General features: G+C 68.3%; 21 protein-coding genes. 13 read left to right on the forward strand and 8 right to left on the reverse strand.

All coding sequences use genetic code 11. The features are described from left to right. Window positions 1–55 precede the first annotated feature (55 nt). Window positions 56–871 (forward strand): MetQ/NlpA family ABC transporter substrate-binding protein, encoded by an 816-nt coding sequence (locus ABVF28_RS04940; protein WP_371029684.1) that lies wholly within the window; start codon window positions 56–58, stop codon window positions 869–871. Window positions 872–1,103: 232 nt separating this feature from the next. Here the strand turns inward: ABVF28_RS04940 and ABVF28_RS04945 are convergent, their stop codons facing one another. The 8 genes from ABVF28_RS04945 to ABVF28_RS04980 form a co-directional block, all read right to left on the reverse strand. After that, window positions 1,104–2,348, reverse strand: coding sequence for a beta-ketoacyl synthase (locus ABVF28_RS04945; protein ID WP_371029685.1), 1,245 nt, complete (start codon window positions 2,346–2,348; stop codon window positions 1,104–1,106). Next, a complete protein-coding gene (locus ABVF28_RS04950) occupies window positions 2,345–3,883 on the reverse strand; it encodes a class I adenylate-forming enzyme family protein (protein WP_371029686.1) in 1,539 nt (512 codons plus the stop codon). The genes ABVF28_RS04945 and ABVF28_RS04950 overlap by 4 nt, the downstream gene beginning before the upstream one ends. A 132-nt stretch (window positions 3,884–4,015) precedes the next feature. Beyond that, window positions 4,016–5,083, reverse strand: coding sequence for a YihY/virulence factor BrkB family protein (locus ABVF28_RS04955; protein ID WP_371029687.1), 1,068 nt, complete (start codon window positions 5,081–5,083; stop codon window positions 4,016–4,018). 140 nt (window positions 5,084–5,223) lie between these two features. Beyond that, window positions 5,224–5,985, reverse strand: a complete 762-nt coding sequence (locus ABVF28_RS04960) for a succinate dehydrogenase iron-sulfur subunit (RefSeq protein WP_104243064.1) — start codon at window positions 5,983–5,985, stop codon at window positions 5,224–5,226. Window positions 5,986–6,000: 15 nt separating this feature from the next. Further along, window positions 6,001–7,803, reverse strand: coding sequence for a succinate dehydrogenase flavoprotein subunit (gene sdhA / locus ABVF28_RS04965; protein ID WP_104252203.1), 1,803 nt, complete (start codon window positions 7,801–7,803; stop codon window positions 6,001–6,003). A gap of 55 nt (window positions 7,804–7,858) precedes the next feature. Then, window positions 7,859–8,302 carry a succinate dehydrogenase, hydrophobic membrane anchor protein gene (sdhD, locus tag ABVF28_RS04970; RefSeq protein WP_179557903.1) on the reverse strand — a complete coding sequence of 148 codons (444 nt, stop codon included), beginning with the start codon at window positions 8,300–8,302 and terminating at the stop codon, window positions 7,859–7,861. A gap of 12 nt (window positions 8,303–8,314) precedes the next feature. After that, window positions 8,315–8,647, reverse strand: coding sequence for a succinate dehydrogenase, cytochrome b556 subunit (sdhC, locus tag ABVF28_RS04975; protein ID WP_104252310.1), 333 nt, complete (start codon window positions 8,645–8,647; stop codon window positions 8,315–8,317). Window positions 8,648–8,938: 291 nt separating this feature from the next. Further along, on the reverse strand, window positions 8,939–10,084 hold the full coding sequence (locus ABVF28_RS04980) for a glycosyltransferase family 4 protein (RefSeq protein WP_371029688.1): 1,146 nt from the start codon (window positions 10,082–10,084) through the stop codon (window positions 8,939–8,941). A gap of 124 nt (window positions 10,085–10,208) precedes the next feature. Between ABVF28_RS04980 and ABVF28_RS04985 the strand changes: the two genes are divergently transcribed. The 12 genes from ABVF28_RS04985 (at window position 10,209) to ABVF28_RS05040 (ending at window position 24,065) form a co-directional block, all read left to right on the forward strand. Continuing rightward, entirely contained in the window at window positions 10,209–11,321 is a 1,113-nt protein-coding gene (locus ABVF28_RS04985) for a mannose-1-phosphate guanylyltransferase (protein ID WP_104313027.1), read from the forward strand. 91 nt (window positions 11,322–11,412) lie between these two features. Then, on the forward strand, window positions 11,413–12,498 hold the full coding sequence (locus tag ABVF28_RS04990; RefSeq protein WP_371029689.1) for a BMP family protein: 1,086 nt from the start codon (window positions 11,413–11,415) through the stop codon (window positions 12,496–12,498). Between the two features lie 238 nt (window positions 12,499–12,736). Further along, window positions 12,737–13,822: a BMP family protein gene (locus ABVF28_RS04995; RefSeq protein ID WP_371029690.1), complete on the forward strand. Its 1,086-nt coding sequence runs from the start codon at window positions 12,737–12,739 to the stop codon at window positions 13,820–13,822. Window positions 13,823–14,007: 185 nt separating this feature from the next. Beyond that, window positions 14,008–15,507, forward strand: coding sequence for an ABC transporter ATP-binding protein (locus ABVF28_RS05000; protein ID WP_371029741.1), 1,500 nt, complete (start codon window positions 14,008–14,010; stop codon window positions 15,505–15,507). Continuing rightward, entirely contained in the window at window positions 15,504–16,829 is a 1,326-nt protein-coding gene (locus ABVF28_RS05005) for an ABC transporter permease (protein WP_371029691.1), read from the forward strand. Before ABVF28_RS05000 ends, ABVF28_RS05005 begins: the two co-directional genes overlap by 4 nt. Next, complete coding sequence (locus ABVF28_RS05010) at window positions 16,826–18,136, forward strand: ABC transporter permease (protein WP_104312839.1); 1,311 nt, start codon at window positions 16,826–16,828, stop codon at window positions 18,134–18,136. Before ABVF28_RS05005 ends, ABVF28_RS05010 begins: the two co-directional genes overlap by 4 nt. Before the next feature lie 8 nt (window positions 18,137–18,144). Then, window positions 18,145–18,564, forward strand: a complete 420-nt coding sequence (locus ABVF28_RS05015; protein ID WP_104312838.1) for a cytidine deaminase — start codon at window positions 18,145–18,147, stop codon at window positions 18,562–18,564. Further along, a complete protein-coding gene (locus ABVF28_RS05020) occupies window positions 18,561–19,883 on the forward strand; it encodes a thymidine phosphorylase (RefSeq protein ID WP_104312837.1) in 1,323 nt (440 codons plus the stop codon). The genes ABVF28_RS05015 and ABVF28_RS05020 overlap by 4 nt, the downstream gene beginning before the upstream one ends. A 138-nt stretch (window positions 19,884–20,021) precedes the next feature. Beyond that, a complete protein-coding gene (locus tag ABVF28_RS05025; protein WP_307852786.1) occupies window positions 20,022–21,164 on the forward strand; it encodes an adenosine deaminase in 1,143 nt (380 codons plus the stop codon). After that, window positions 21,161–21,646 carry a PTS sugar transporter subunit IIA gene (locus tag ABVF28_RS05030; protein ID WP_104312836.1) on the forward strand — a complete coding sequence of 162 codons (486 nt, stop codon included), beginning with the start codon at window positions 21,161–21,163 and terminating at the stop codon, window positions 21,644–21,646. Before ABVF28_RS05025 ends, ABVF28_RS05030 begins: the two co-directional genes overlap by 4 nt. A gap of 131 nt (window positions 21,647–21,777) precedes the next feature. Beyond that, the gene (locus ABVF28_RS05035; protein WP_371029692.1) at window positions 21,778–23,484 is read left to right on the forward strand and encodes a DNA-3-methyladenine glycosylase 2 family protein; all 1,707 of its coding nucleotides are present in this window, start codon (window positions 21,778–21,780) and stop codon (window positions 23,482–23,484) included. Further along, window positions 23,481–24,065: a methylated-DNA--[protein]-cysteine S-methyltransferase gene (locus ABVF28_RS05040; protein ID WP_371029693.1), complete on the forward strand. Its 585-nt coding sequence runs from the start codon at window positions 23,481–23,483 to the stop codon at window positions 24,063–24,065. Before ABVF28_RS05035 ends, ABVF28_RS05040 begins: the two co-directional genes overlap by 4 nt. The last annotated feature ends 263 nt before the right edge of the window (window positions 24,066–24,328 follow it).

A 24,328-nucleotide genomic window follows, 5' to 3' on the forward strand; every position in this document is an offset into this window, starting at 1 on the left:
GCGCATCTCTCCCCTGCATCCACCCCGCGAACGCACCGAAAAGGAACCACCAGCTATGACACTTCGACTCCGCACGATCGGGGCGGCGCTCGCCGTCGGATCCCTCGCCCTCCTCACCGCGGGATGCGCGCCGACCGCCGATGGGGCGAGCGGCGGTGGCGATGTCGTCACCATCAAGGTCGCCGCCACCGTGACGCCCATGACGGATGTCGTCGAAGCGGCGGCCGAGGCCATCGAGGACGGCTACGAGATCGAACTCGTTCCCGTCTCCGACTACGTGCAGCCGAACGTGCTCGTCGAGAACGGCGAGATCGACGCGAACTTCGTGCAGTTCGTGCCGTTCATGGAGGAGTTCAACACCAAGAACGACGCGTCGCTCGCGGGCGTCACGCCGATCTACTCGACGGTCGTCGCGTTCTACTCCAAGACGTTGGGCTCGCTCGACGAGCTGCCGCAGGGTGGCAGCGTCGTGATCCCCAACGACAGCGCGAACGCGGGACGCGCGCTGCAGCTGCTTGCCGATGGCGGCATCATCACCCTCGATGAAGGAGTCGAACGATTCACGGCCAAGGTGGCGGACATCACCGAGAACCCGCGCGAGCTGGCCATCACGCAGGTCGATCTGCTGCAGCTCAACACGGCCTACGAGGAGGCAGACGCGGTCTTCAACCTGCCGTCGTTCGCGCGACAGCTCGGGCTGACGCCCGTCGACAACGGCCTCGCGGTCGAGCAGGATGAGCAGTTCGCAGTGACGCTCGTGACGCGCGAGGACAAGCTCGGCACTCCGGAGATCACCGCACTCGAGAAGGCGTTCACGAGCGATAAGGTTCGGGAGACGCTCGAGTCGCTGGACGTGCCGCCGGCCTTCTAATGAGCAGGTTCACCGTCGCGGATCGCTGCCAGGCAAATGTCCCAGGCGGCCTTCGCTGAGGCGATCACCGCCAGTCGATGTGCCCTTCTCGGGGCGTCATTCGGGCCAGTTGGCTGGCAGCGTTCGGGGGCGAGCGGGCGAGAGGGCGAGCGGGCGAGCGTTCGCGGGCGGACGAGAGGGCGGGTGGCCGTCGCGGGCGGCGGGGAGTGGAGCCGTGGGCTTGGCGCGGTGGTCAGGCGCTGAACTCGCGCAGCAGCAGTGACGCGTTGTGCCCGCCGAAGCCGAACGAGTTCGACAGCACGGTGCGGATGCGCGCTGGGCGGGCCTCGTGCGGGACGACGTCCAGGTCCGGGAACTCCGGGTCATCGAGGTTGAGGGTCGGCGGGATCACGGAGTCGCGCATCGTGAGCAGCGAGATGACCGCCTCGAGGGCCCCCGCGGCGCCGAGCAGGTGGCCCGTGGCGGACTTGTTCGCGGTCACGGGAACCTCGCCAAGACGTGAGCCGAGGAGCTCGCGCAGCGCGGACGTCTCCATGGCGTCGTTGAGCGGCGTGCTCGTTCCGTGCGCGTTGACGTGCTCGAGCTCGCTCGCGTCAAGCCTTGCGTCGTCCAGAGCCGAGCGCATCGCCGCGAGGGCGCCGCTGCCGTCCGGGCGGGGCGCCGTCGGGTGGTATGCGTCTGACGTGGCGCCGTAGCCGGCGACCTCGCCGAGGATCTCGGCGCCCCGCGCGATCGCGCTCTCCTCCGATTCGACGAGCAGCGCTGCAGCACCCGCTGACATGACGAACCCGTGGCGCGCGCGGTCGAAGGGTCTGCTCGCGGTGTGCGGCGCATCCTCGTGCCCGATCGCGAGGGCGCCGAGGGTTGCGTTGACAGCGAGATTGACGCGGTTCAGGCAGTCGTCGGCCGCGACGACGAGCACGGCGTCGGCGTACCCGTGCCTGATGGTGCGCATGGCCTCTCCGAGGGCGACGGTGCCGCTCGCGCAGGTCGCGGAGAGCCCGGCGGTGGCGCCGCGCGCGCCGTAGCGCTCGCTGAGGTAGGCGGCGGCTGCGTCCGGGCCGCCGTACACGACGACGCCTGGTGGCACGCGGCGAGGCCCGGAGCTGTCGAGGATGCGCGCGGCGTCCTGAGTGAGTGAGACGGGACCGGAGCCGGTCGCGATGGTCACAGCGAACCTGGTCGAGTCGAACGGCAGCGAGCCTGGCGTGATGCCCGTCGAGCGCATGGCTTCGTCGGCGGCGGCCACAGCGTAGTGCGCGTGCCGATCGAGGCGGGCGACGTCCCGCTTGGGGAGGTGGTCGGCTGCGATGAAGCCGTGGACCTCGCCCGCGACGCGCACGGTGAGGTCGGCGACGTCGATGCTCTCGATCCGTCGGATGCCGCTGCGCCCCGCGAGCAGCGACGCCCAGGTGCTGGCGGCGTCGAGCCCGTTCGGGGTGACCGCGCCGACGGCGGTGACGACCGCGCGCCTCACAGGCGGTCCGCATCACCGGAGGTGACGAGCTCGAGAGCCGCCGCGCGGCGGATCTTCCCGCCGGCGGTGCGCGGCAGGAGCTGCACGCGGTACAGGCGGTGCGGCACGAACTGGGGCGCGAGCCGTGCCCTCAGGTGGCCGAGCATCTGCGCCTTGGTGGGGAGTGCATCCGGATCGCCCTCGATCACCACCGCCACGAGCGATCCGAGGCCGTCGTCCGGCAGCGCGACGGCGCAGCACTGCTCGCAGCCGGGCAGCGAGGCGAGCGCGCGCTCGACCTGGGGGAGCGACACCTTGTGCCCGCCGGAGACGGCCACGTCACCGGCGCGGCCGAGCAGCTGGATGCGCCCGTCCTCGAACGACGCGAGGTCGTTGACGCTCGCCCACCCCTCGGCGTCCGTGATGCGGTCTGCGCTTGTCGCCGCAAGGTATCGCTCGACGGCTGACCCCACGCGGATGTGCAGCGTGCCGGTCTCGCCAGCTGGCACCTCGCCCCCGGCTTCATCGCGGACACTCACCTCGACGCCAGCGAAGGGGGCGAGGTTCGTGCCGTCGCCCTCGTCGCTGTACCCGATGAACCCGATCTCCGAGGCTCCGTAGTAGCTGCGCAGGTGGGCGGTCGGGACGGCCTCTTCGAAGCCGCTGCGGATGTGCTCCGGCTGGTTGGCTCCGCCCGTGATGACCTCGACGAGCGAAGCGAGCGACTGCTCGCTCCGGCGTGCTGCTTGGAGGAGGGCGAGCAGCATGGCGGGTACACCGACGAAACGCTCGATGCGCTCCTCCGCGATGGTGCGCGAAGCCGCTCGCGCATCGAACCCGCTCTGCAGGTGGAGCGAACCACCCGTCCCGAGCACCTCGACAAGCGCGTACAGCGTGAGGCTGTAGGAGAGTGGGCCAGGCGCGATCGTCGAGCGGCCGTCGGCGGTGCCGAGGTACCGTCGGCTGATGCCGACGTTGTGGTCCCAGCTGCCGCGCGTGCGCAGGAACCCTTTGGGGAGGTCGGTGGTGCCCGACGTGAAGAGCACCAGGAAGGGCTCGTCACGCGGCCTGACCTCGGGGCCAGGCGCCGCCTCGCCTCGTCTGGCGAGCGCTTCCGCGGCGGCCAGGTCGAACGACGCCAGCGACGTCACCGTCGCACCCCAGGCTGCGGCGTCGAGCTGCTCGGCGAACTCCGGGTCGTCGGTGATGATGAGCGCCGGTTCGACGCGGCGCAGGATCTCGAGTCGGTGCTCGAGCGGCCAGTGCGGGTCGAGCACGGCGGCGACGGCGCGGAAGCTGAGGACTCCCGTCAGAAGGCGCGCGGCGTCGAAGGCGCGCGACAGGGAGAGCGCGACGATCGGCACGCCGGCGGTCTCGGCGGCGGACGCGCCGCTCGCGATGGGCTCCGACGAGCCGAGCAGCGTCTCGACGCCTGCCCGGACCTGGGCGCAGGAGCGGGACAGCTCGCTGTAGCTGAGGCGCTCGCCGTCGCCGGCCAGCGCAGTACGGCTCGGCCAGCGGGCGGCGGTGTCGATGAGCGTGCGAGTGATGGGCACCACACGATTCTAGGTCGCGGACCTCTGTGCGGCTGAGGCGTGCGCAGGGTGCCGTGTCGGGCGTCTCCCAGCGGGTTCCCTCCGCCGCGCGCGCACCGTCACCCCGGGGTGGGCATCCCGGCGCGGAGACGCTCAGTCGAGCCCGACACCGTTTCGCAGCTCGCGACCCTTCGCGATGTCCCTGTCGATCTGCTCGAGCCTCTTCGCGCTCGCCTTCGTGTCGCGCGGCGGCAGCTGGATGCTCTGCTCAGCCTCGATGCCCCCGCGCAGCTCCCGCACCCGCTCGATCTCAGCGTCGCACTGCGCGCCGAAGAGCAGAGCGAGGTTGACGATCCACAGCCAGAGCAGCGCGATGATGACTCCGGCGACGCTGCCGTACAGCCGCTCGTAGCTGCTGAAGTTCGCGACGTAGAAGAAGAACCCGCCGCTTGCGACGACCGTCACGAAGAGGGCGATGAACGCGCCGAGCGTCATCCACTTGAACTTCGGCAGCCTCACGTTGGGCGTTCCGTAGAAGAGCACCGCGATCATCACGATCACGACAGCGAGGACGATGGGCCAGCGGGCGAAGCTCCAGACCGCGAGCGATGCGTCGCCGAGGCCGATGAGGCCGCCGACCGCAGCGGCTACGGGTCCGGACAGCGCCAGGATCCCGAAGATCAGCAGCATGAGCACGAGGAGGACGATCGTCCAGATCATCATGATCGGGCGGAGCTTCCAGAACGGGCGACCCTCGTCGATCTCGTAGACCGTGTTCATGGCGTGCGAGAAGCAGTTCACGTACCCGGACGCCGACCAGAGGGCACCGAGCAGACCGACCACGAACGCAGTGCCCGCGCCGCTGGACTCGCCGAGCTGCTCGACCGTGTTCCGCAGCGTCTCCGCGAAGGACGGATCGGTCAGGTAGGTCGACATCTCATCGATGAACGACACCGCCTCCTCCGTCAGCCCGAAGAGGCCGATGACCGACATGAGCGCCAACAGCGCGGGGAAGACCCCCAGCAGCATGTAGAACGTGAGCGCGGCGGCGAGCACCGTGCTCTTGTCGCGGAGGAACTCGCGAATGGCGCGCGTCAGGATGTACCGCCAGGCTGGGCCGAGAACCGGTTTGAGTCCCTCCGGCTTGCGAGGGTCCCGCGCATCCGGGGCCGTCTGCGCCTTGACGACGCTGGTCTCGTGGGGTGAGCCGGGTGTGGTCATAGGAGCAGGCTAGGTGGGGCGGTGGGTCGAGGGTGGAGGGCGCGCGCTCGGGAGCAAGAGTCACGTCGACGTGACGGGCCGACACGCGAAGAGGGGCAGCCGAACTCGGCTGCCCCTCTTCGCGTGTGGATGCTCGTCGGTTAGACGCGGCCCTTGAGCATGGCCTGCTTGACCTCGGCGATGGCCTTCGTCACCTGGATGCCGCGGGGGCAGGCCTCGGTGCAGTTGAAGGTCGTGCGGCAGCGCCAGACGCCCTCGCGGTCGTTGAGGATGTCGAGGCGGACCTTCGCGTCCTCGTCACGGGAGTCGAAGATGAAGCGGTGCGCGTTGACGATCGCGGCGGGGCCGAAGTACTGGCCGTCGGTCCAGAACACGGGGCACGACGTGGTGCACGCGGCGCACAGGATGCACTTGGTGGTGTCGTCGAAGCGCTCGCGGTCGGCGATCGACTGGAAGCGCTCCTTGCCCTTCTCGGGCTCAGCCTGTGCCTTCAGGAAGGGCTGCACCTCGCGGTACGCCTCGAAGAACGGCTCCATGTCGACGATGAGGTCCTTCTCGAGGGGGAGCCCCTTGATGGCCTCGACGTAGATGGGCTTCGAGATGTCGAGGTCCTTGACGAGCGTCTTGCAGGCGAGGCGGTTGCGGCCGTTGATGCGCATGGCATCGGACCCGCAGATGCCGTGCGCGCAGGAGCGACGGAACGCGAGCGAGCCGTCCTGGTCCCACTTGATGCGGTGCAGCGCGTCGAGGATGCGGTCGGTCGGGTACATCTCGACGTCGAACGCCTCCCAGTACGGCTCGGTGTCCGTCTCGGGGCTGTAGCGGCGGACGTTGAGCGTCACCGTGAACGGCTTGGGAGCCTCGATGGGCGCCTCGGGTGCTTCAGTTGTTGCAGCAGTCATTCTGTGAAGCCCTTCCTAGTACTTGCGCTCGGTCGGCTCGTAGCGCGTCACGCGCACGGGCTTCTTGTCGAGTCGGATGTGGTCGGCGGGGTCGGGGGACTTCCGGTCGCCGGTGAGGTACGCCATGGTGTGGTGCATCCAGTTGACGTCGTCGCGCTTCGGGAAGTCGTCGCGCATGTGGCCGCCACGGCTTTCCTCGCGGTTGAGGGCGCAGTAGACGAGCACCTCGGCGAGGTCGAGCAGGAAGCCGAGCTCGATGCCTTCGAGGAGCTCCGTGTTGTAGCGCTTGCCCTTGTCGAAGACGGCGATCTGCGTGTAGCGCTCGCGCAGCGAGTGGATGACCTTGGTCGCCTCGGTCAGCGTCTCCGAGGTGCGGAACACCTGGGCGTTCTTGTCCATCGTCTCCTGCAGCTCGCGACGCAGGCCGGCGACCGACTCGGTGCCGGTGGATGCCTGGAGGTCGTCGACCATGCTCTTCACGAACGCGGCGGCGTCGTCGGGCAGGGGAGCGAACTCGGCGGTCTTGACGTACTCGACGGCGTTGCGGCCGCTTCGCTTGCCGAAGACGTTGATGTCGAGCAGCGAGTTGGTGCCGAGGCGGTTCGAGCCGTGCACCGAGACGCAGGCGCACTCGCCGGCCGCGTAGAGGCCGGGGATGACGGTCTCGTTGTCGGAGAGCACCTCGCCGGCGTTGTTCGTGGGGATGCCGCCCATCGCGTAGTGCGCGGTCGGGTACACGGGCACGGGCTCGGTGACGGGGTCGACGCCGAGGTACGTGCGAGCGAACTCGGTGATGTCGGGGAGCTTCGTCTCGAGGACCTCGGCACCGAGGTGGGTGCAGTCGAGGTAGACGTAGTCCTTGTGCGGGCCGGCGCCGCGACCGTCGAGGACTTCCTGCACCATGGAGCGGGCGACGATGTCGCGGGGTGCGAGGTCCTTGATGGTGGGCGCGTAGCGCTCCATGAAGCGCTCACCGGATGCGTTGCGCAGGATCGCGCCCTCGCCGCGTGCGCCCTCGGTGAGGAGGATGCCGAGGCCAGCGAGACCGGTGGGGTGGAACTGGTAGAACTCCATGTCCTCGAGCGGGAGGCCACGGCGCCAGACGATGCCCATGCCGTCACCCGTGAGCGTGTGCGCGTTGGACGTGGTCTTGAAGACCTTGCCGAAGCCGCCCGTCGCGAAGATGAAGGCCTTGCCCTGGAAGACGTGCAGCTCGCCCGTCTTGAGCTCGAGCGCGACGATGGCCGCGGGGACCTCCTGGCCGTCGACCTCGGTCATGACGATGTCGAGCGCGTAGAACTCGTTGAAGAACTTCACGTTGTGCTTGACGCAGTTCTGGTAGAGCGTCTGGAGGATCATGTGACCGGTTCGGTCGGCCGCGTAGCAGGCCCGGCGGACGGGCGCCTTGCCGTGGTCGCGTGTGTGGCCACCGAAGCGGCGCTGGTCGATCTTGCCCTCTGGCGTGCGGTTGAAGGGCAGGCCCATGTTCTCGAGGTCGATGACCGCCTCGATGGCTTCCTTCGCGAGGATCTCGGCAGAGTCCTGGTCGACGATGTAGTCGCCGCCCTTGACGGTGTCGTAGGTGTGCCACTCCCAGTTGTCGTCCTCGACGTTCGCGAGGGCCGCAGCCATGCCGCCCTGGGCCGCACCGGTGTGCGAGCGCGTCGGGTAGAGCTTCGTGACGACAGCCGTGTCTGCGCCCTGTGCGGCCTCGATGGCCGCGCGCATCCCTGCACCACCGGCGCCGACGATGACGATCTCGTGCTGGTGGTAGTGGACGCCGTCGACGGTGCGCGTCGGAGCGAGCTTCTCTGCCATATGTCTGTGGCTCTTCTTTCTCAGGTGGTGGAAGTCGTGTGGCCGAGCGCCGCGGCTAGGCCGGGCAGAAGCTCGGCAGGTTCTCGGCGGCGCCGTTGGCGGGGCACGGGTCGAACGTGTAGATCACCAGGAGGCCGAGGACGATGAGCACCGTCGTGACGATGAACAGCGTGACCTGCAGCGCGCGGCGCGTGCTGGCCTTCGACACGTAGTCGTTGATGATCGTGCGCATGCCGTTGGCACCGTGGATGAACGCAAGGACGAGCATGAGCGTGTCCCAGACGACCCAGAACGGGTCGGCCATCTTGCCGGCGACGAAGGCGAAGTCGATCGCTGCGACGCCCTGCCCGACCATGAGGTTCGTGAACAGGTGGCCGAAGATCAGGATGACGAGCAGCACGCCGGAGACGCGCATGAACGCCCATCCGATGCGCTCCCAGTTCGTGCTGTTCTTGGCGGCAGCTGCCGAGCGCGGGTACTCGATGGTTTCGATAGTCATGGCAGCTCCCTCCTAGTGGCTGAACACGTTGATCAGGTGGCGGGGCGTGAAGCCGATCATCGTGACGACGCAGAGGCCGATGACGATCCAGAACATGAGCTTCTGGTACTTCGCGCCGCCGGGCAGGAAGTCGATGAGGATGATGCGGATGCCGTTGAACGCGTGGTAGCAGATGGCTGCCACGAGTCCGACCTCGCCGATGCCCATGATGGGCGTCTGGTAGGTGTGGATGGCCGCGTTGTAAGCCTCAGGGCTGACGCGCACGAGCGACGTGTCGAGCACGTGCACGATCAGGAAGAAGAAGATGGAGACGCCGGTGATGCGGTGGAGAACCCAGGACCACATGCCCTCGTTCCCCCGGTACAGCGTGCCGCCGCGATGCGGCTTCTTCGCTGACTTCTTCGGGGCTGTCGAGCCCGCCGGAGCTGGTGTCTGTACGGCTGACACGGGATTGCCCTTCTGTCGCGTTGCGTTCTCCGCTCAGGACTCTTGCGCCGAGGAGGTGAAGATGAGCGGCAGGCCCCAACTACACTGCGTTGGGCATGTTGATACCCGCCTAGACTACGCCTTCCGCGCTTTTCAGCTGGGAAGGTTTACCTTCCTTCGTGCGAGGCCGCGTGGGCGGGACCTGGCCCTTCAGACGTGGGGCAGAACGCTCGGCTGCCGCACATCCGTCATGACGGAAGCGTAGTGCGCAAGGAGCTCGTCGCAGACGCTCGTCCACGAACGGGAGAGCACGCGCCGCCGGCCCGCCTCGCCCATGCGTGCTCGAAGACCCGGGGAATCGACGAGCTGCTCGAGCATGCCCCTGAGGTCGAGGTCGCCCGCTCGGTCCGGATCGAAGTGGAAGCCATCGACGCCGTGCTCGACGAGGTCGATCGGCCCACCGGCGTACGGCGCCACGACGGGGAGGCCGCTCGCGTGCGCCTCCTGGATGGTCTGGCCGAACGTCTCCTCCGTTCCCGTGTGCACGAAGACGTCGAAGCTGGCGTAGGCCAGAGCCAGGTCGCGGCCACCGAGCCTGCCGGCGAAGTGCACGGGCACGCCCTTGAGCGCCTTGCGGATGCTCGGTTCGGAAGGCCCATCGCCCACGACGACGAGCTGCACCCCGTCGAGGTCGCGCAGGGAGGCGAGGCGCTCGACCTGCTTCTCCGGCGCGAGTCGGCCGACGTAGCCGATGATCGTGCGCGACTCGGCGCCAAGCCGTCGGCGGCTGTTCTGGACGGCCTGTTCGTGCTTGTTCCGCGGGTGATAGGTCTCGAGATCAACCCCTCGACCCCAGCGGGTGGCGTTGGTGATCTTCGCGCGACGCAGATCGCCGAGCGCCGCGCTCGACGGCGCGAGCGTCAGGTCGGCGTTGTTGTGCAGCCAGCGGATGAACCACCAGGCGAAGCCCTCCATGGCGCTCAGGCGGTTGCGCTTCGTGTACCCGGCGACGTCGGTCTGGAAGACGGCGACGCTCGGGATGCCTCGTCGCTTCGCGGCGGCGATCGCCTGCGATCCCAGAAAGAGGGGGCTCGCCGCGTGCACGATGTCAGGCGCGAACTCGGCGAGCAGTCGGTCCACCCTTGGGGAGGGGAGGCCGACCGGGAACTGGCGGTAGTCGAGGGCTGGCACCTCGACGACCCGAAAGCCGCGATACTCGCTGGGCGAGCCGGCGGCCGGGGTGATGACCATCGCCTCATGACCGCGCAGTGCGAGGTGGTCGAGCACCTTGCACACGCTGTTCGTCACGCCGTTGACAGTGGGGAGGAAGCTCTCGGTGACGACCGCGATGCGCATGACGCGAACGTAGGCGGCCAGCGTGGCGTCGAGGTGAACTCCTGGCGACGTGTTCCCGACGACATATCCACAGCATCGTCACGCCGAAACCAGCAGGAGACAGTGTTCCCCTATGGTGTTGCGCATGGCAGATGCGATCGATCGGTTCTATGGCGTGATCCCAGCGGGAGGCGTCGGTTCCCGACTCTGGCCCCTCTCGCGGGCCGAAGCCCCGAAGTTCCTCCACGACGTCGTCGGAAACGGCTCGACCCTGCTCAGGGCGACCTGGGACCGGCTCGCGCCGCTGTGCGCTGAAGACCGGTTGCTCGTCGTGACGGGTGAGGCGCACGCGAAGGAGGTGCGCGCGCAGCTTCCCGAGCTCATCGAGGAGAACATCGTCCTCGAGAGCGAGGGGCGGGAATCGACGGCGGCGATCGGCCTCGCCGCCGCGATCCTGCAGCGCCGTGTGCCAGACGCCATCATCGGCTCCTTCGCCGCTGACCACCTCATCGGCGCAACCGACCGCTTTGCCGCTGCGGTGCGCGAGGCCGTCGAGGCTGCCGACGCCGGCGTCATCGTGACGATCGGCATCCAGCCCATCGAGCCGTCGACCGCATTCGGCTACATCCGAGCGGGCAAGCCGCTCAAGATCCCAGCCGCACCGAGCGCCCGCAAGGTCGACGCGTTCGTCGAGAAGCCCAAGGAGGCGACCGCGCGCCGCTACCTGGCGTCTGGCGAGTACCTGTGGAACGCCGGCATGTTCTTCGCGCGCGTCGACCGCCTCATGGAGGCGCTCGCCGAGTCGAACCCGGTCCTGGCCGCGGGCATCAACGAGATCGCCGATGCCTGGGGCACCGAGCAGCAGGCCGAGGTCACGGCGCGCGTCTGGCCCGGTCTCGAGAAGATCGCCATCGACTACACGGTGGCCGAGCCGGCCGCCGCGCGCGGTGAGCTCGCCGTCATCCCCGGCTACTTCCAGTGGGACGACGTGGGTGACTTCGCAGCGGTGAGCCGACTCCGCAAGAGCACCAACGGCAACGGCGTGACGGTGCACGGCGACGAGAGCAACGTCGTCGTCGTCGACGGCTCCGGGCTCATCGTCAACCACACAGACCGAGTCGTCGCCATCGCCGGCATCAAGGACATCGTCGTGGTCGATACGCCGGATGCGCTGCTCGTCACGACCGCGGCCAACGCGCAGAAGGTGAAGCAGCTGGTCGCCGAGATCAAGGAGTCGAGGCGCCCGGAAGTCCTGTAGTCCGCCTCCCTCTCCTCTGCGCGCGTGCACGGTCACAACGATCCGTGCACGCGCGTAGCGGTCTGGGCGCGGCTCCCACTACTCTTCCGGCATGTCTCGCTCTCGCATCCCAGGCGCCTTCGGTGCCCTCGCCGTCGCCACCCTCGCCCTGACCGCCTGCCAGGCTCCACCGGAGGCCCCGGGCTCGACGGATGCGGCTGCCGCTGGCAGCGACTACCTCGCGTGCATGGTCGCGAACAGCGGCAACATCCAGGACCGCTCGTTCAATCAGGCCGTCTTCGAGTCGCTCGAGGCGGCGCAGGACGAGTACGGCGTGGAGATGCGCGAGACCGTCTCGCAGTCGCAGGCCGACTACGAGACGAACCTCGAGACCATGGTCGGCGAGGGCTGCGACTACATCGTGACGGTCGGGTGGGAGCTCGCCGACGCGACCAGGGCGTCCGCCGAGGCGAACCCGGACATCACGTACTCGATCGTCGACGAGGTCGTCGAGGGGCCGAACGTGGCCTCGATCGTGCACGACACCGCGCAAGCGGCGTTCCTGGCCGGGTACCTCGCGGCGGGCGTCAGCCAGACGGGCGTCGTCGGCACCTTCGGCGGCGGCAACCAGCCACCCGTGACCGTGTTCATGGACGGCTTCGCGGCGGGCGTCGAGCAGTACAACACCGCCAAGGGCGCGTCGGTGCGTGTCGTCGGCTGGGATCCCAAGACGCAGCAGGGCTCGTTCACGGACGACTTCACCAACACGAACGCGGCGCAGACGACGGCGCAGGGGCTCATCTCGCAGGGGGCAGACATCATCATGCCCGTCGCAGCCCAGGCCGGTGAAGGCGCCGCTGCGGCAGCGCTCGGGGCGGGCGACGTCGGCATCATCTGGGTCGACTCCGACGGCTACGAGCTCCTCGGCGAGGAGTACCGCCCCCTGCTCGTGACGACGGTCGAGAAGCGGATGGAGCCGGCCATCCTCGGCGTCATCGGCTCAGACATCGATGGCACCTTCGAGCCGGGCAACAACGTCGGCACGCTCGGGAACGACGGAGTCGGGCTCTCCTCCTTCCACGACTGGGACTCGAAGATCCCCGCCGAGCTGAAGGCCGAGGTCGAGGATCTGAAGGCGAAGATCGTGGCCGGCGAGATCGTCGTCGAGTCGCCGTCGTCGCCGACGGGCGCCAACTGAGCGGATCTGCGACCCGATCGAGCACGCTCACCGACCGATCGGCCCGGAAGATTCCGGCCCCGTGAGAATCGGCGCCCGACGCGCCGGGAAACACACTCGTAACTGTGCAACGGTCGGGTTTCGATTCCGATCTGGGCCGTATTGTGACGCCGGGCTACGGCTATGCTCGGGCAATCACCAGCTTCGTCGGCTTCCGCGTTCTGCGGCGCGACGGACATCCAACTCAGGAGGATCGAGAGTGGCTATCTCTTCGAAGCAGCGCTTCGCTGCAATTGGCACCATGGGCGTCGCAGCCCTCGTGCTCGCCGGTTGTGCCCCAGCTCCGGACGCGGGCGACGCGCCAGCTGAAGGTGCATCCGACTTCACCGCGTGCATGGTGTCTGACGAGGGCGGGTTCGACGACCGCTCCTTCAACCAGCTCGCACACACCGGTCTCGAGAACGCGGAGTCCGAGCTCGGAGTCAGCGTGCTCGAGGCAGAGTCGGCGACACCGGACGACTACGCGGCCAACCTGACGACCATGGTCGACCAGGGCTGCAACATCATCGTTCCCGTCGGCTTCAAGCTGGCCGACGCGACGGCTGCCGCCGCCGAGGCGAACCCAGAGGTCGACTTCGCGATCGTCGACGTCGAAGGCCTCGGCATCCCGAACGTGCTCGAGCTCAACTACGACACAGCGCAGGCTGCGTTCCTCGCGGGCTACGCAGCAGCTGCGTACTCGAAGACGGGCACGGTCGCCACCTACGGCGGCGCCGCCATCCCGACCGTCACGATCTTCATGGACGGCTTCGCCAACGGCGTCAAGCACTTCAACGAGGCCAAGGGCAAGGACGTCAAGGTCATCGGCTGGGACGTCGACTCGCAGCAGGGCTCGTTCGTCGATGACTTCACGAACGTCTCCCGTGCCAAGGAGATCTCCACCGGCTTCCTGAGCCAGGGCGCAGACGTCATCCTCCCCGTCGGCGGCCCCCTCTACCAGGGCGCAGCAGAAGCGATCCGCGAAGGCGGCCAGGACGCTGTCATCCTCGGCGTCGACTCCGACCTCGCCATCGCTGACGAGCAGTACGCGGACATCATCCTCGTCTCGATCATGAAGGGACTCGACGTCACCGTTCTCGACGCCATCTCCCAGAGCGTCGACGGCACCTTCGAGGGCGGCACGACCTACACGGGCGTCCTCGAGAACGAGGGTGTCAGCCTCTCGGGCTTCGGCGCCTTCGAGTCTTCGCTGCCCGAAGGCACGCTCGACGAGATCGACGCCCTGAAGCAGGAAGTCATCGACGGCAAGTACCCGGACCTGTCGCCTTCCTCACCAAAGGTCTGACCCTCCGGCATCTGGACTGACGTCCAGGCACAACATGGATGCGGGGCCGTCGCGCAACTCGCGGCGGCCCCGTAGCATGCCTACGCATGCAATCCGAGTCGGTGGCGGCCACCCGCCGCCCCGGCTCCAGCACGACCGGCCCACCAGGCCGTATCCCGCACTACCGCACAGCGAAGTGGACCGCTATGAAACTCGAGCTTCGAGGCATCACCAAGCGATTTGGTGCCTTCACGGCCAACGACAACATCAACCTCACCATCGAGGAGGGCGAGATCCATGCGCTCCTCGGCGAGAACGGTGCTGGCAAGTCGACCCTGATGAACGTGCTCTACGGCCTGTACCAGGCCGACGAGGGCGAGATCCTGCTGGACGACGCCGTCCAGCACTTCTCCGGGCCGGGTGACGCCATGGCCTCCGGCATCGGCATGGTCCACCAGCACTTCATGCTCATCCCCGTCTTCACGGTCGCGGAGAACCTCATGCTCGGCCACGAGCCGGCCAACGGCGCCGGAGTCCTCGACATCGACAGCGCCCGCCAGAAGGTCCGTGACCTCTCAGCGCAGTTCGGCTTCAACATCGATCCGGATGCGCTGGTCGAGCACCTGCCCGTCGGCGCGCAGCAGCGCGTCGAGATCATCAAGGCGCTCTCGCGAGACGCGAAGATCCTCGTCCTGGATGAGCCCACCGCCGTGCTCACGCCCCAGGAGACCGACGAGCTGATCGTCATCATGGACCAGCTGCGCAAAGCGGGCACGTCCATCGTCTTCATCACGCACAAGCTGCGCGAGGTCCGCAAGGTCGCAGACCGCATCACCGTCATCCGCCGCGGCAAGGTCGTCGGCACGGCACTCCCGAGCGAGTCGAACGAGGAGCTCGCGGCGAAGATGGTCGGCCGCGCCGTCGACCTCGACGTCGACAAGGAAGCTCCGAAGCTGGGGGAGACGACGTTCGTCGTCTCCGAGCTGACGGTCTTCGACGAGGTCGGCGCCAAGCAGGTCGACGACCTCAGCTTCGAGGTCCGCGAGGGCGAGATCCTCGTGATCGCCGGCGTGCAGGGAAACGGGCAGACCGAGCTGACGGAGGCCATCCTCGGCCTCCACAAGAAGGCGCTCGGCTCGATCAGCCTCGACGGCAGCGAGCTCATCGGGCAGACGGTCAAGAAGACGCTGGATGCCGGGCTCGGCTTCGTGCCGGAAGACCGCACGGAAGATGGCATCGTCGGCGACTTCACGATCGCCGAGAACCTCGTGCTCGACCGCGCCGACCGCGCACCGTTCTCAAACGGGATCGCGCTGAACCTGCGGGAGATCACGGCCTTCGCCGAGAAGAACGTCAAGGACTTCGACGTCAGGGCGCCCTCCATCGAGACGGCCGTCGGCCGACTCTCCGGCGGCAACCAGCAGAAGGTCGTGCTCGCGCGCGAGCTCGGCCGGGACCTGCGGATGTTCATCGCCTCGCAGCCGACGCGCGGTCTCGACGTCGGATCGATCGAGTTCGTGCACGAGCAGATCGTGCGCGTCCGCGACTCGGGCATCCCGGTCATCATCGTGTCGACCGAGCTCGACGAGGTTGTGCAATTGGCGGATCGGATCATGGTCATGTACCAGGGCAAGAGCATGGGAATCGTTGGACCGGAGACGTCTCGCGACGTGCTCGGCCAGATGATGGCGGGGGTCGAAGTATGAGCCAGCTCCAGAACGTGACGGCCGAGACGCCGCCACCACCCGGCACGCAGGTGCCGGTCACCGCGAGCGAGCAGTCGCCGTGGCACGGCCTCTGGCGCGACATCCTCGGGGGTGGGCCGCTGCGCTCCATCCTCGCGATCGTCCTCGCGCTGCTCATCGGCTCGCTCCTCGTCGTCTTCACGAGCGACGATGTGCTCGAGACGACCGGGTACTTCTTCTCCCGGCCGATGGACCTCTTCGCCGCCGCGGGCGGTGTCATCGGCGGTGCGTTCCGCGCGCTGTGGGAGGGTGCGGTCTACTCGCCCCGCAACGGATTCGTTCCGCTGACGAACACGCTCATGTGGGCGACGCCGCTCATCACGGCCGGCCTCGGGGTCGCGTTCGCGTTCCGCGCTGGCCTGTTCAACATCGGTGGTCAGGGCCAGATCCTCATCGCCGCGCTCTTCACCGGCTTCGTGGGCGCGAGCCTGCAGCTTCCCTTCGTCGTGCACGTGCTCGTCGCAGCGTTCGCCGGCATCGTCGGCGGCTCGATCTGGGCCGGCATCGCCGGCTGGCTGAAGGCGCAGACCGGAACGCACGAGGTGATCGTCACGATCATGCTCAACTGGATCGCGTTCTGGGGCCTCACGTACCTGCTCAAGACCCCCGTCTTCCAGGCGGAAGGCGCCGGCGGAAACGCGAAGGCCAAGCCCATCGTCGAGTCGGCGCAGCTGCCCGATCTCGTGGGCGCCGCCGACTGGGGCTTCATCCTCGCGATCATCGCCGCCTTCGTCTACTGGTGGATCATGGAGCGCACGACGATCGGCTTCAAGGTGCGGGCCGTCGGCCTCAACCCGAGTGCCGCTCGCACTGCAGGCATCAATGTCGCCTTCATCACGTTCCTCACGATGGCCATCGCCGGTGCGTTCATCGGCCTCGCGGGCGCCACGCAGGTGCTCGGCCGCGCCACCGCCGGCTACGACCCCGGCGTCCACGCGGGCATCGGCTTCGATGCCATCACAGTCGCGCTCCTCGGTGCGGGCCACCCCGTCGGCATCATCCTCGCCGGTCTCCTCTTCGGCGCGCTCAAGGCCGGCTCCTTCCCGATGCAGGTCGTCGAGGGCATCCCGATCGACATCGTCGCCGTCATCCAGGGCCTCATCGTGCTCTTCATCGCGGCACCTCCGCTCATCCGTGCGATCTTCCGCCTGCCGAAGCCCTCCGGCATCCGCCTGCTCGACCGCATCCGCGCGTCGAGGGAAGGGAAGGATGACGGGCCGTCGAGCACGAAGGACGGCACAGGCAAGGGCAGCAACGGCACGAAGAACGAGGTGAACGCATGACCGCAGTGACGCCGAGCACCGAGGAGCAGATCCCGGTGGGCGCGAGCACCAAGGCTGAGGTCCGCACGACGCGCAGCTGGAAGGCCCCCATCGCGTACGCCTTCTTCAGTGCACTCGTGCTCGTGGTCTTCGGGCTTCTCGCACCTGCCGGTGCCTCGAGCACGATCGACCTGAACTCGGACGGCGTGCCCATCAAGTTCGACCCGCTGGTCCTCCCGACCATGGTCACGAACCTCGTGATCGGCGTGATCCTCGCCGGCATCACCGTCGTCGCCTTCCTCCGCACGGCCGCAGGGGCGAAGCTGCCCATGTGGGTCATGGTCGTCTTCGGCATCCTCTGGGTGTGGGCGCTCATCGTCTTCATCGGCGCGAACGCCAACGTGCCGCTCACCTGGCTGCTCACGGGAACGCTCGCGATCTCGACCCCGCTCATCTTCGGCTCGATGGCGGGCCTCGTCTCCGAGCGCGTCGGCGTCGTGAACATCGCCATCGAAGGCCAGCTCCTCGCCGGCGCCTTCACCTCAGCGCTGATCGGCTCGATGACGGGCAACCCGTTCCTCGGCCTCCTCGGCGCGATCCTCGCCGGCATGCTCGTCTCGCTCATCCTCGCCGTCTTCTCGATCCGCTACCTGGTCGAGCAGGTCGTCGTCGGTGTCGTCATCAACATGCTCGTGATCGGACTGACGAACTTCCTCTACTCGGGCGTCATGACGCGCGACAGCGGGTTCCTCAACACCATCGCGCAGAACGAGAAGTACCCGCGCTTCGCGATCCCGCTGCTGAGCGACATCCCCGTGATCGGGCCGCTGCTGTTCGACAACACGTTCATCGTGTACCTGATGTTCATCACGGTGCCCGTCCTCACCTTCGCGCTCTTCAAGACCCGCTGGGGGCTGCGCCTCCGCGCCGTCGGCGAGCACCCGAAGGCGGCCGACACGGTCGGCATCAAGGTCAACAAGACGCGTTTCTGGAACGTCCTGCTCTCCGGCGCCATCGCCGGCGCGGGCGGCAGCTTCTTCACGCTCGGCAGCGTCGGCTCGTTCAGCCAGGAGATGACGAGCGGCCAGGGCTACATCGCCCTCGCCGCCCTCATCTTCGGCCGCTGGCACCCGGTCTACGCGACCCTCGCCGCGCTGCTGTTCGGCTTCGCCTCGAACCTCAAGACCCTCGTGAGCCAGGTCGGGGCGAACATCCCGCCCGAGTTCATGGCGATGATCCCGTACATCGTGACGATCCTCGCCGTGGCCGGTTTCGTCGGCCAGTCCCGAGGCCCCGCCGCGGCGGGCAAACCCTACGTGAAGGCATAGGTGCAGCCATGACGGCAACAGGAACCGAAGCGCTCGAGCCCGACTGGGCGACCCTCCGCGAGGCTGCGCGCGACATCATGACGAAGGCGTACGCGCCCTACTCGAACTACTCCGTCGGCGCGGCCGCGCTCGTCGACGACGGTCGCATCGTCGTCGGCTGCAACGTCGAGAACGCGAGCTACGGGGTCGGCCTCTGCGCTGAGTGCGGACTCGTCTCGGCACTCCAGGCGAGCGGCGGCGGCAAGCTCGTCGCCTTCACATGCTGCAACGGCGACGGCGACGTCATCATGCCGTGCGGCCGCTGCCGCCAGCTGCTGTACGAGTTCTCGGCACCGGGGATGCTCCTCGACACCGTCTCGGGCATACGCACCATCGACCAGGTACTGCCGGACGCGTTCGGCCCCAGAGATCTCGAAGGGATCAAATGAGCTCCACCCCCGCCCAGTCCGCAGTCGAGGCGTTCGACGCCGTCGACCTCATCAAGGCGAAGCGCGACGGTCGTCTGCTGTCGACGCCCGAGATCGACTGGCTCATCTCGCGCTACGCCAACGGCTACGTGGGTGACGAGCAGATGGCGGCGATGGCGATGGCCATCTTCCTCAACGGCATGGAGCGCACCGAGATCCGCGACATGACGCTCGCCATGATCGCGTCGGGTGAGCGGATGAACTTCGACGGGCTCGGCAAGGTCACGGTCGACAAGCACTCCACGGGAGGTGTCGGCGACAAGATCACGCTCCCGCTCATGCCGCTCGTCGCCTCCTTCGGCGTCGCCGTGCCGCAGCTCTCGGGCCGCGGACTCGGCCACACGGGTGGCACCCTCGACAAGCTCGAGGCCATCCCCGGCTGGCGTGCCGAGCTCTCCAACGAGGAGATGTTTACCCTCCTGCAGGAGATCGGCGGCGTCATCTGCGCAGCCGGTGCAGGCCTGGCTCCAGCCGACAAGAAGCTCTACGCGCTCCGCGACATCACGGGAACCGTCGAGTGCATCCCGCTCATCGCCTCGAGCATCATGTCGAAGAAGATCGCCGAGGGCACCGATTCGCTGGTGCTCGACGTGAAGTTCGGCTCCGGCTCCTTCATGGGCGACATCGAGCGTTCGCGTGCGCTCGCCGAGACGATGGTCGCGCTCGGCGAGGATGCCGGTGTGCGCACCTCGGCGCTGCTCACGAACATGAACGTCCCGCTCGGGCTCGCGATCGGCAACGCCAACGAGGTGCGCGAATCGGTCGAGGTGCTCGCCGGCGGCGGCCCCGCCGACGTCGTCGAGCTCACGGTCGAGCTGGCTCGCGAGATGCTCCGCCTCGCGGGGCAGCCGGACGCCGACGTCGAAGGTGCGCTGAAGAACGGCGCGGCGATGGATGTGTGGCGCCGGTGGGTCTCGGCGCAGGACGGCGACCCGGATGGGGCGCTGCCCGTCGCGCGCGAGACGCACGACGTCCGCGCCGACCGCGACGGTGTGCTCGTCCGCCAGGAAGCGCTGCCGTTCGGCATCGCGGCCTGGCGCCTGGGAGCCGGACGCGCGCGCAAGCAGGACCCGGTCATCCACTCGGCAGGCATCGACCTCGCCGCGAAGCCGGGCGATGCCGTGAAGAAGGGGGACGTGCTCTTCACGCTCTCGGCCGAGGATGCCGCCCGCTTCCCGCGTGCCCTCGAGGCGCTCGAGGGGGCGTACGAGATCGGCGACGCCGGCTCGGAGATCCTCACCGGCGGTCCGCTCATCGCTGGCCGCGTCGGCGCGGAGTAGTCGGGCTCGCGGTGTGGAGAAGGGAAACCTTCTCCACACCGCCACGCCAGGTCGCGCGCCGGTTGCCTCCGCCAGATAGAATCATGGCTCTGGACGGCCGCATTTTCTGGATCGCGGCCACATTCGAAGGGGAACACCGTGTCTGTGCAGAGCTCCGCGCCATACGACGAGGGCGATTTCACGCTGCGAGACGGCACCAACATCCGTACGCTGCCCAAGGTGTCGCTGCATGACCACCTCGACGGCGGCCTGCGTGCTCAGACGATCATCGAGCTGGCCGACGAGATCGGCCTCGAGCTCCCCGCAACAAACGCACCGGAGCTCTCGAACTGGTTCGCCGACCAGTCCGACTCCGGCTCGCTCGTCGAATACCTGAAGACCTTCGACGTGACCACGGCCGTCATGCAGACCGCGCACGGCCTTCGCCGCGTCGCCCGCGACTTCGTCAACGACCTCGGCGCCGACGGCGTCGTCTACGGCGAAGTCCGCTGGGCTCCCGAACAGCATCTCAAGCGCGGCCTGAGCTTGGACGACGCGGTCAACGCGGTGCAGGCAGGCATCAACGAGGGCATCGACGACGTGCGCTCGCACGGCAAGCGCATCCGCATCGGCCAGCTGGTCAGCGCGATGCGCCACGCGGGCAACGGCCTCGAGATCGCAAAGCTCGCCGTCCGCCACCGCGAACAGGGTGTCGTCGGCTTCGACATCGCCGGCCCTGAAGACGGCTTCCCGCCCACGAACCTGCAGGAGGCCTTCGACTACCTCATGTCGGAGCGCTTCCCCGCGACGGTGCACGCCGGCGAGGCCGCCGGACTCGACTCCATCGAGAGCGCCATCTTCGACGCGCACGCCCTGCGTCTCGGCCACGGTGTGCGCATCGCGGAAGACATCGACCTCGAAGGTGAAGACGAGGACGGCACGTACGTGTCGCTCGGGCGACTCGCGCAGTGGGTGCGCGACCGCCGCATCCCGCTCGAGCTCAGCCCATCCTCGAACCTGCAGACCGGTGCCATCGCCGCGTGGGGTGAGAGCATCGAAGACCACCCCTTCGACCTGCTCTACCAGCTCGGGTTCACGGTGACCGTCAACACCGACAACCGCCTCATGAGCGCGACGAGCATCTCCCGAGAGCTGACGCTGCTCGCGGACACCTTCGACTACGACCTCGCAGATCTGGAGACCTTCCAGCTGAACGCCGCAGAAGGCGCCTTCTTGCCGATCGAAGACCGCGAAGAGCTGGCGGAGATCGTGAGCGAAGGGTTCGACGAGGCAGGAGCATGAGCGCGCAGGAGACGCCTGAGCTGCAGTTCGACCCCACCAGTGTGCGGCTCGCAGCACACGCCCTCGACTGGCGCCAGGCCGTCGGCCAGATGGGCGAGCTGCTTGCCGAGCGTGGATTCGCGAAGCGCGGGTACACGAGCAACATGGTGCGTGTCATCGAGCGCTTCGGTCCGTACGTCGTCGTCGGCCCCGGGGTCGCACTCGTGCACGCGCGACCCGGCGAGGAGACCATCCAGAACGGTCTCGCCGTCATCACCTACCCAGAAGGCGTCGGTTTCGGACATGCGCGCTACGACCCGGTGAGGGTCGTCGTCGGCATGACCGCGACGAGCGCATCCGAGCACCTGCAGCTCATCGCCGCGCTCGCGAAGGTCTTCGACAACGAGGTCGTCCTCGGCGAGCTCGTCGCCGCCGCGTCGCCCGAGTCGCTTGTCGAGCTGCTCAAGCCGCGCCTCGTGGCTGCCGGGCTCGCCATCGCCTGACGCCTGCGCTGCGGGCGCCCGCCGTCCGCTGCGAGGTCACCGACGTGGACCGTGACCGGTCGCCACCGATCGCCCACCGTCGTGTCCGATTCCCGCGAGTGGACGCGGTCTGAACCTGCCAGACTCATCGCATGGCAAGCACCAACCTGACCGGAGACGACCGGTACCGAGCGATCCTCGCCAAGGACCGCCGCTTCGACGGCCAGTTCATCACGGCCGTCGGCTCGACCGGCATCTACTGCCGACCGAGCTGCCCCGCGCGCACGCCGCACCGGGAGAACGTCACGTTCTACGCGACCAGCGCCGCGGCACACGAGGCCGGCTACCGGGCGTGCAAGCGCTGCCTGCCTGATGCGGCTCCCGGCGACCCCGCCTGGAACCTGCGTGGCGATGTCGCAGCTCGCGCGATGCGCCTCATCGCCGACGGCGTCGTCGAGCGCGAGGGCGTCCCCGGCCTGGCTGCGCGGCTCGGCTACTCCGCTCGCCACCTGGGTCGTGTGCTCGCAGCCGAGCTCGGCGCGGGGCCCTTGTCCCTCGCCCGCGCACAGCGGGCGAGGACCGCGGCGACCCTGCTCGGCGCCACCGACCTCCCCCTCGCCGACGTGGCCTTCGCGGCGGGGTTCGCGAGCGTCCGGCAGTTCAACGAGACCGTGCAGGAGGTCTTCCAGCTGACGCCCACGCAGGTGCGGGACGCCTCACGGGGCCGATCAGCGAGGATGCGAGCAGGCAGCGGCCGTGTCGAGGAGGGCGGCCCGGCTCTCGGTGCCGGTGGGGTCCCGCTGACCCTTGCGCTCGCCTACCGCGAACCGTACGACGCCGCCGGAGTCTTCACCTGGCTGGGGGAGCGCGCCATCGACGGCGTGGAGATCGCGACGGGGCACAGCTACGAGCGCAGTCTCCTGCTGCCAGGCGGACCAGCATGGTTCAGCGTGGATGCGGGGGGCTCGCAGCCCTCGTCGCTCCGCCTCCGGGCTCAGCTGACCGACCTCAGCGACCTGCAGACGCTTGTCACCCGCGTGCGCCGTCTCTTCGACCTGGACGCTGACCCGGCCGCGATCGACGCGGCCCTCTCCGTGCATCCCGGCATCGCGGAGCGCGTGCGCCTGCGCCCCGGCAGGCGTCTTCCCGGAGCGGTGGACCCCGACGAGATGCTGTTCCGCGCGATCATCGGACAGCAGATCACCGTCTCCGCGGCCCGCACAGCGCTCAGCCGCCTGACGGCGCGAGCGGGCGCGGCGCTGGTGCCGGATGGCGACGATCGCCGACCGGACGAGATGGACGCGGCGGGTAGCGCTACCGCCGCCGCCGCGACCGGGCAGGTCCCGGGCCGCCGCGTGACTCGGCTCTTCCCGAGCGCATCCGCCATCGCAGAGCTCGGTGAGGAGTCGTTCGCCGGCCCCCGCGCGCGCTCAGCGACGATCACAAACGTCGCCGAGGCGATCGCCGGCGGACAGCTGCGTCTCTCGCACGGCGACGACGCCGCGGAACAGCACTCGGCGCTGACCGCGTTTCGAGGCATCGGCGACTGGACAGCCGGTTACGTGAGCATGCGCGTGCTCGGAAACCCTGACGTGCTGCTCACCGGTGACGTCGCCCTGCGCAGCGGAGCAAGAGCCCTCGGCCTCCCATCGGAACCAAAAGACCTCACCTCGATAGCAGAGCAGTTCAGGCCGTGGCGCAGCTACCTCTCGCTCCACCTCTGGGGAGCGGAACCGCCCAGCGCGCGGGCCGTCGCCAAGAACACCAACAGGACTGAGACCGCCGAGCAACCGCCCGCGGCTTCCGCCGCCGCACCCCAGACCGCACCTCAACCTCGCAGCACGGAGCAACCAGCATGAGCACACACGAGAACCCACGAGCGACTGCGGTCGGCCGCACACACGCCGTCGACGTCGCGCCGACATCCAATGCTGAGAAGCAGGCCGTCATCGAGACGTTCGGCACGCCGGACGGCCCATTCACGATCGTCGCCCGCGAGAGCGACGGCGCGGTCCTCTCGTCCGGGTGGAGCGACGACGAACAGCTCGTCGTGGCCCGCATCACGCCGAAGGCCAGGCCGACGGTCCTCACCCGCGGACGCAGTGCCGCATCCGACGCCGTCCGGGCGTACTACGAGGGCCAGCTCGACGCCATCGATGACGTTCCCGTCGCCCAGTTCGGCGCGGAGTTCCGGATGCAGGGCTGGCGCGGCCTGCGGGACATCGTGGCCGGGCATCCGCTCACCTACACGGAGTTCGCGACAGCCCTCGGTCGTCCGACGGCCGTGCGGGCGGCAGCGAGCATCTGCGCCAGCAACGCGCCGGCACTGTTCGTGCCGTGCCACCGGGTCCTGCGGTCAGACGGCACCCTCGGCGGCTTCGCATGGGGTGTCGACGTGAAGCGCTCGCTGCTGCAGCGCGAACTCGCCCACGCCTCCTGACGCGCCGCATCCACGCGCCTCCCCGGACTCGGGATGGCTTTCGCGCACGCGGATGGGTTGCAACCCATCTGCGTGCGTCAAACCCATCCCGAAACGATGCCATCGGGTCAGGAAGGTCGACTCGGGCCTCGCCCGGAGTTTCGGGATGGCAAAGTCGCTTCGTTGTGGGAAGGTTCCCGCAAGACTGCGAGGTTCCCATCCCGAAGTCTGGGGTGGGTGGTGCGAGCGTGGATGTGCGTGACCGGACTCTGCTCGGTGCGTAT

Origin of the sequence: Pseudoclavibacter sp. JSM 162008 (assembly GCF_041366455.1) — a bacterium.
Classification (GTDB): domain Bacteria; phylum Actinomycetota; class Actinomycetes; order Actinomycetales; family Microbacteriaceae; genus Pseudoclavibacter.

Bases quoted from the DNA above. Each gene is read 5' to 3' on its own strand.
- ABVF28_RS04940 (WP_371029684.1), top strand. From the start codon at position 56: ATGACACTTCGACTCCGCACGATCGGGGCGGCGCTCGCCGTCGGATCC.
- ABVF28_RS04955 (WP_371029687.1), bottom strand. From the start codon at position 5,083: ATGACCACACCCGGCTCACCCCACGAGACCAGCGTCGTCAAGGCGCAG.
- ABVF28_RS04960 (WP_104243064.1), bottom strand. From the start codon at position 5,985: ATGACTGCTGCAACAACTGAAGCACCCGAGGCGCCCATCGAGGCTCCC.
- sdhA (WP_104252203.1), bottom strand. From the start codon at position 7,803: ATGGCAGAGAAGCTCGCTCCGACGCGCACCGTCGACGGCGTCCACTAC.
- sdhD (WP_179557903.1), bottom strand. From the start codon at position 8,302: ATGACTATCGAAACCATCGAGTACCCGCGCTCGGCAGCTGCCGCCAAG.
- sdhC (WP_104252310.1), bottom strand. From the start codon at position 8,647: ATGTGGTCCTGGGTTCTCCACCGCATCACCGGCGTCTCCATCTTCTTC.
- ABVF28_RS04980 (WP_371029688.1), bottom strand. From the start codon at position 10,084: ATGCGCATCGCGGTCGTCACCGAGAGCTTCCTCCCCACTGTCAACGGC.
- ABVF28_RS04985 (WP_104313027.1), top strand. From the start codon at position 10,209: ATGGCAGATGCGATCGATCGGTTCTATGGCGTGATCCCAGCGGGAGGC.
- ABVF28_RS04990 (WP_371029689.1), top strand. From the start codon at position 11,413: ATGTCTCGCTCTCGCATCCCAGGCGCCTTCGGTGCCCTCGCCGTCGCC.
- ABVF28_RS05000 (WP_371029741.1), top strand. From the start codon at position 14,008: ATGAAACTCGAGCTTCGAGGCATCACCAAGCGATTTGGTGCCTTCACG.
- ABVF28_RS05005 (WP_371029691.1), top strand. From the start codon at position 15,504: ATGAGCCAGCTCCAGAACGTGACGGCCGAGACGCCGCCACCACCCGGC.
- ABVF28_RS05010 (WP_104312839.1), top strand. From the start codon at position 16,826: ATGACCGCAGTGACGCCGAGCACCGAGGAGCAGATCCCGGTGGGCGCG.
- ABVF28_RS05015 (WP_104312838.1), top strand. From the start codon at position 18,145: ATGACGGCAACAGGAACCGAAGCGCTCGAGCCCGACTGGGCGACCCTC.
- ABVF28_RS05020 (WP_104312837.1), top strand. From the start codon at position 18,561: ATGAGCTCCACCCCCGCCCAGTCCGCAGTCGAGGCGTTCGACGCCGTC.
- ABVF28_RS05030 (WP_104312836.1), top strand. From the start codon at position 21,161: ATGAGCGCGCAGGAGACGCCTGAGCTGCAGTTCGACCCCACCAGTGTG.
- ABVF28_RS05035 (WP_371029692.1), top strand. From the start codon at position 21,778: ATGGCAAGCACCAACCTGACCGGAGACGACCGGTACCGAGCGATCCTC.
- ABVF28_RS05040 (WP_371029693.1), top strand. From the start codon at position 23,481: ATGAGCACACACGAGAACCCACGAGCGACTGCGGTCGGCCGCACACAC.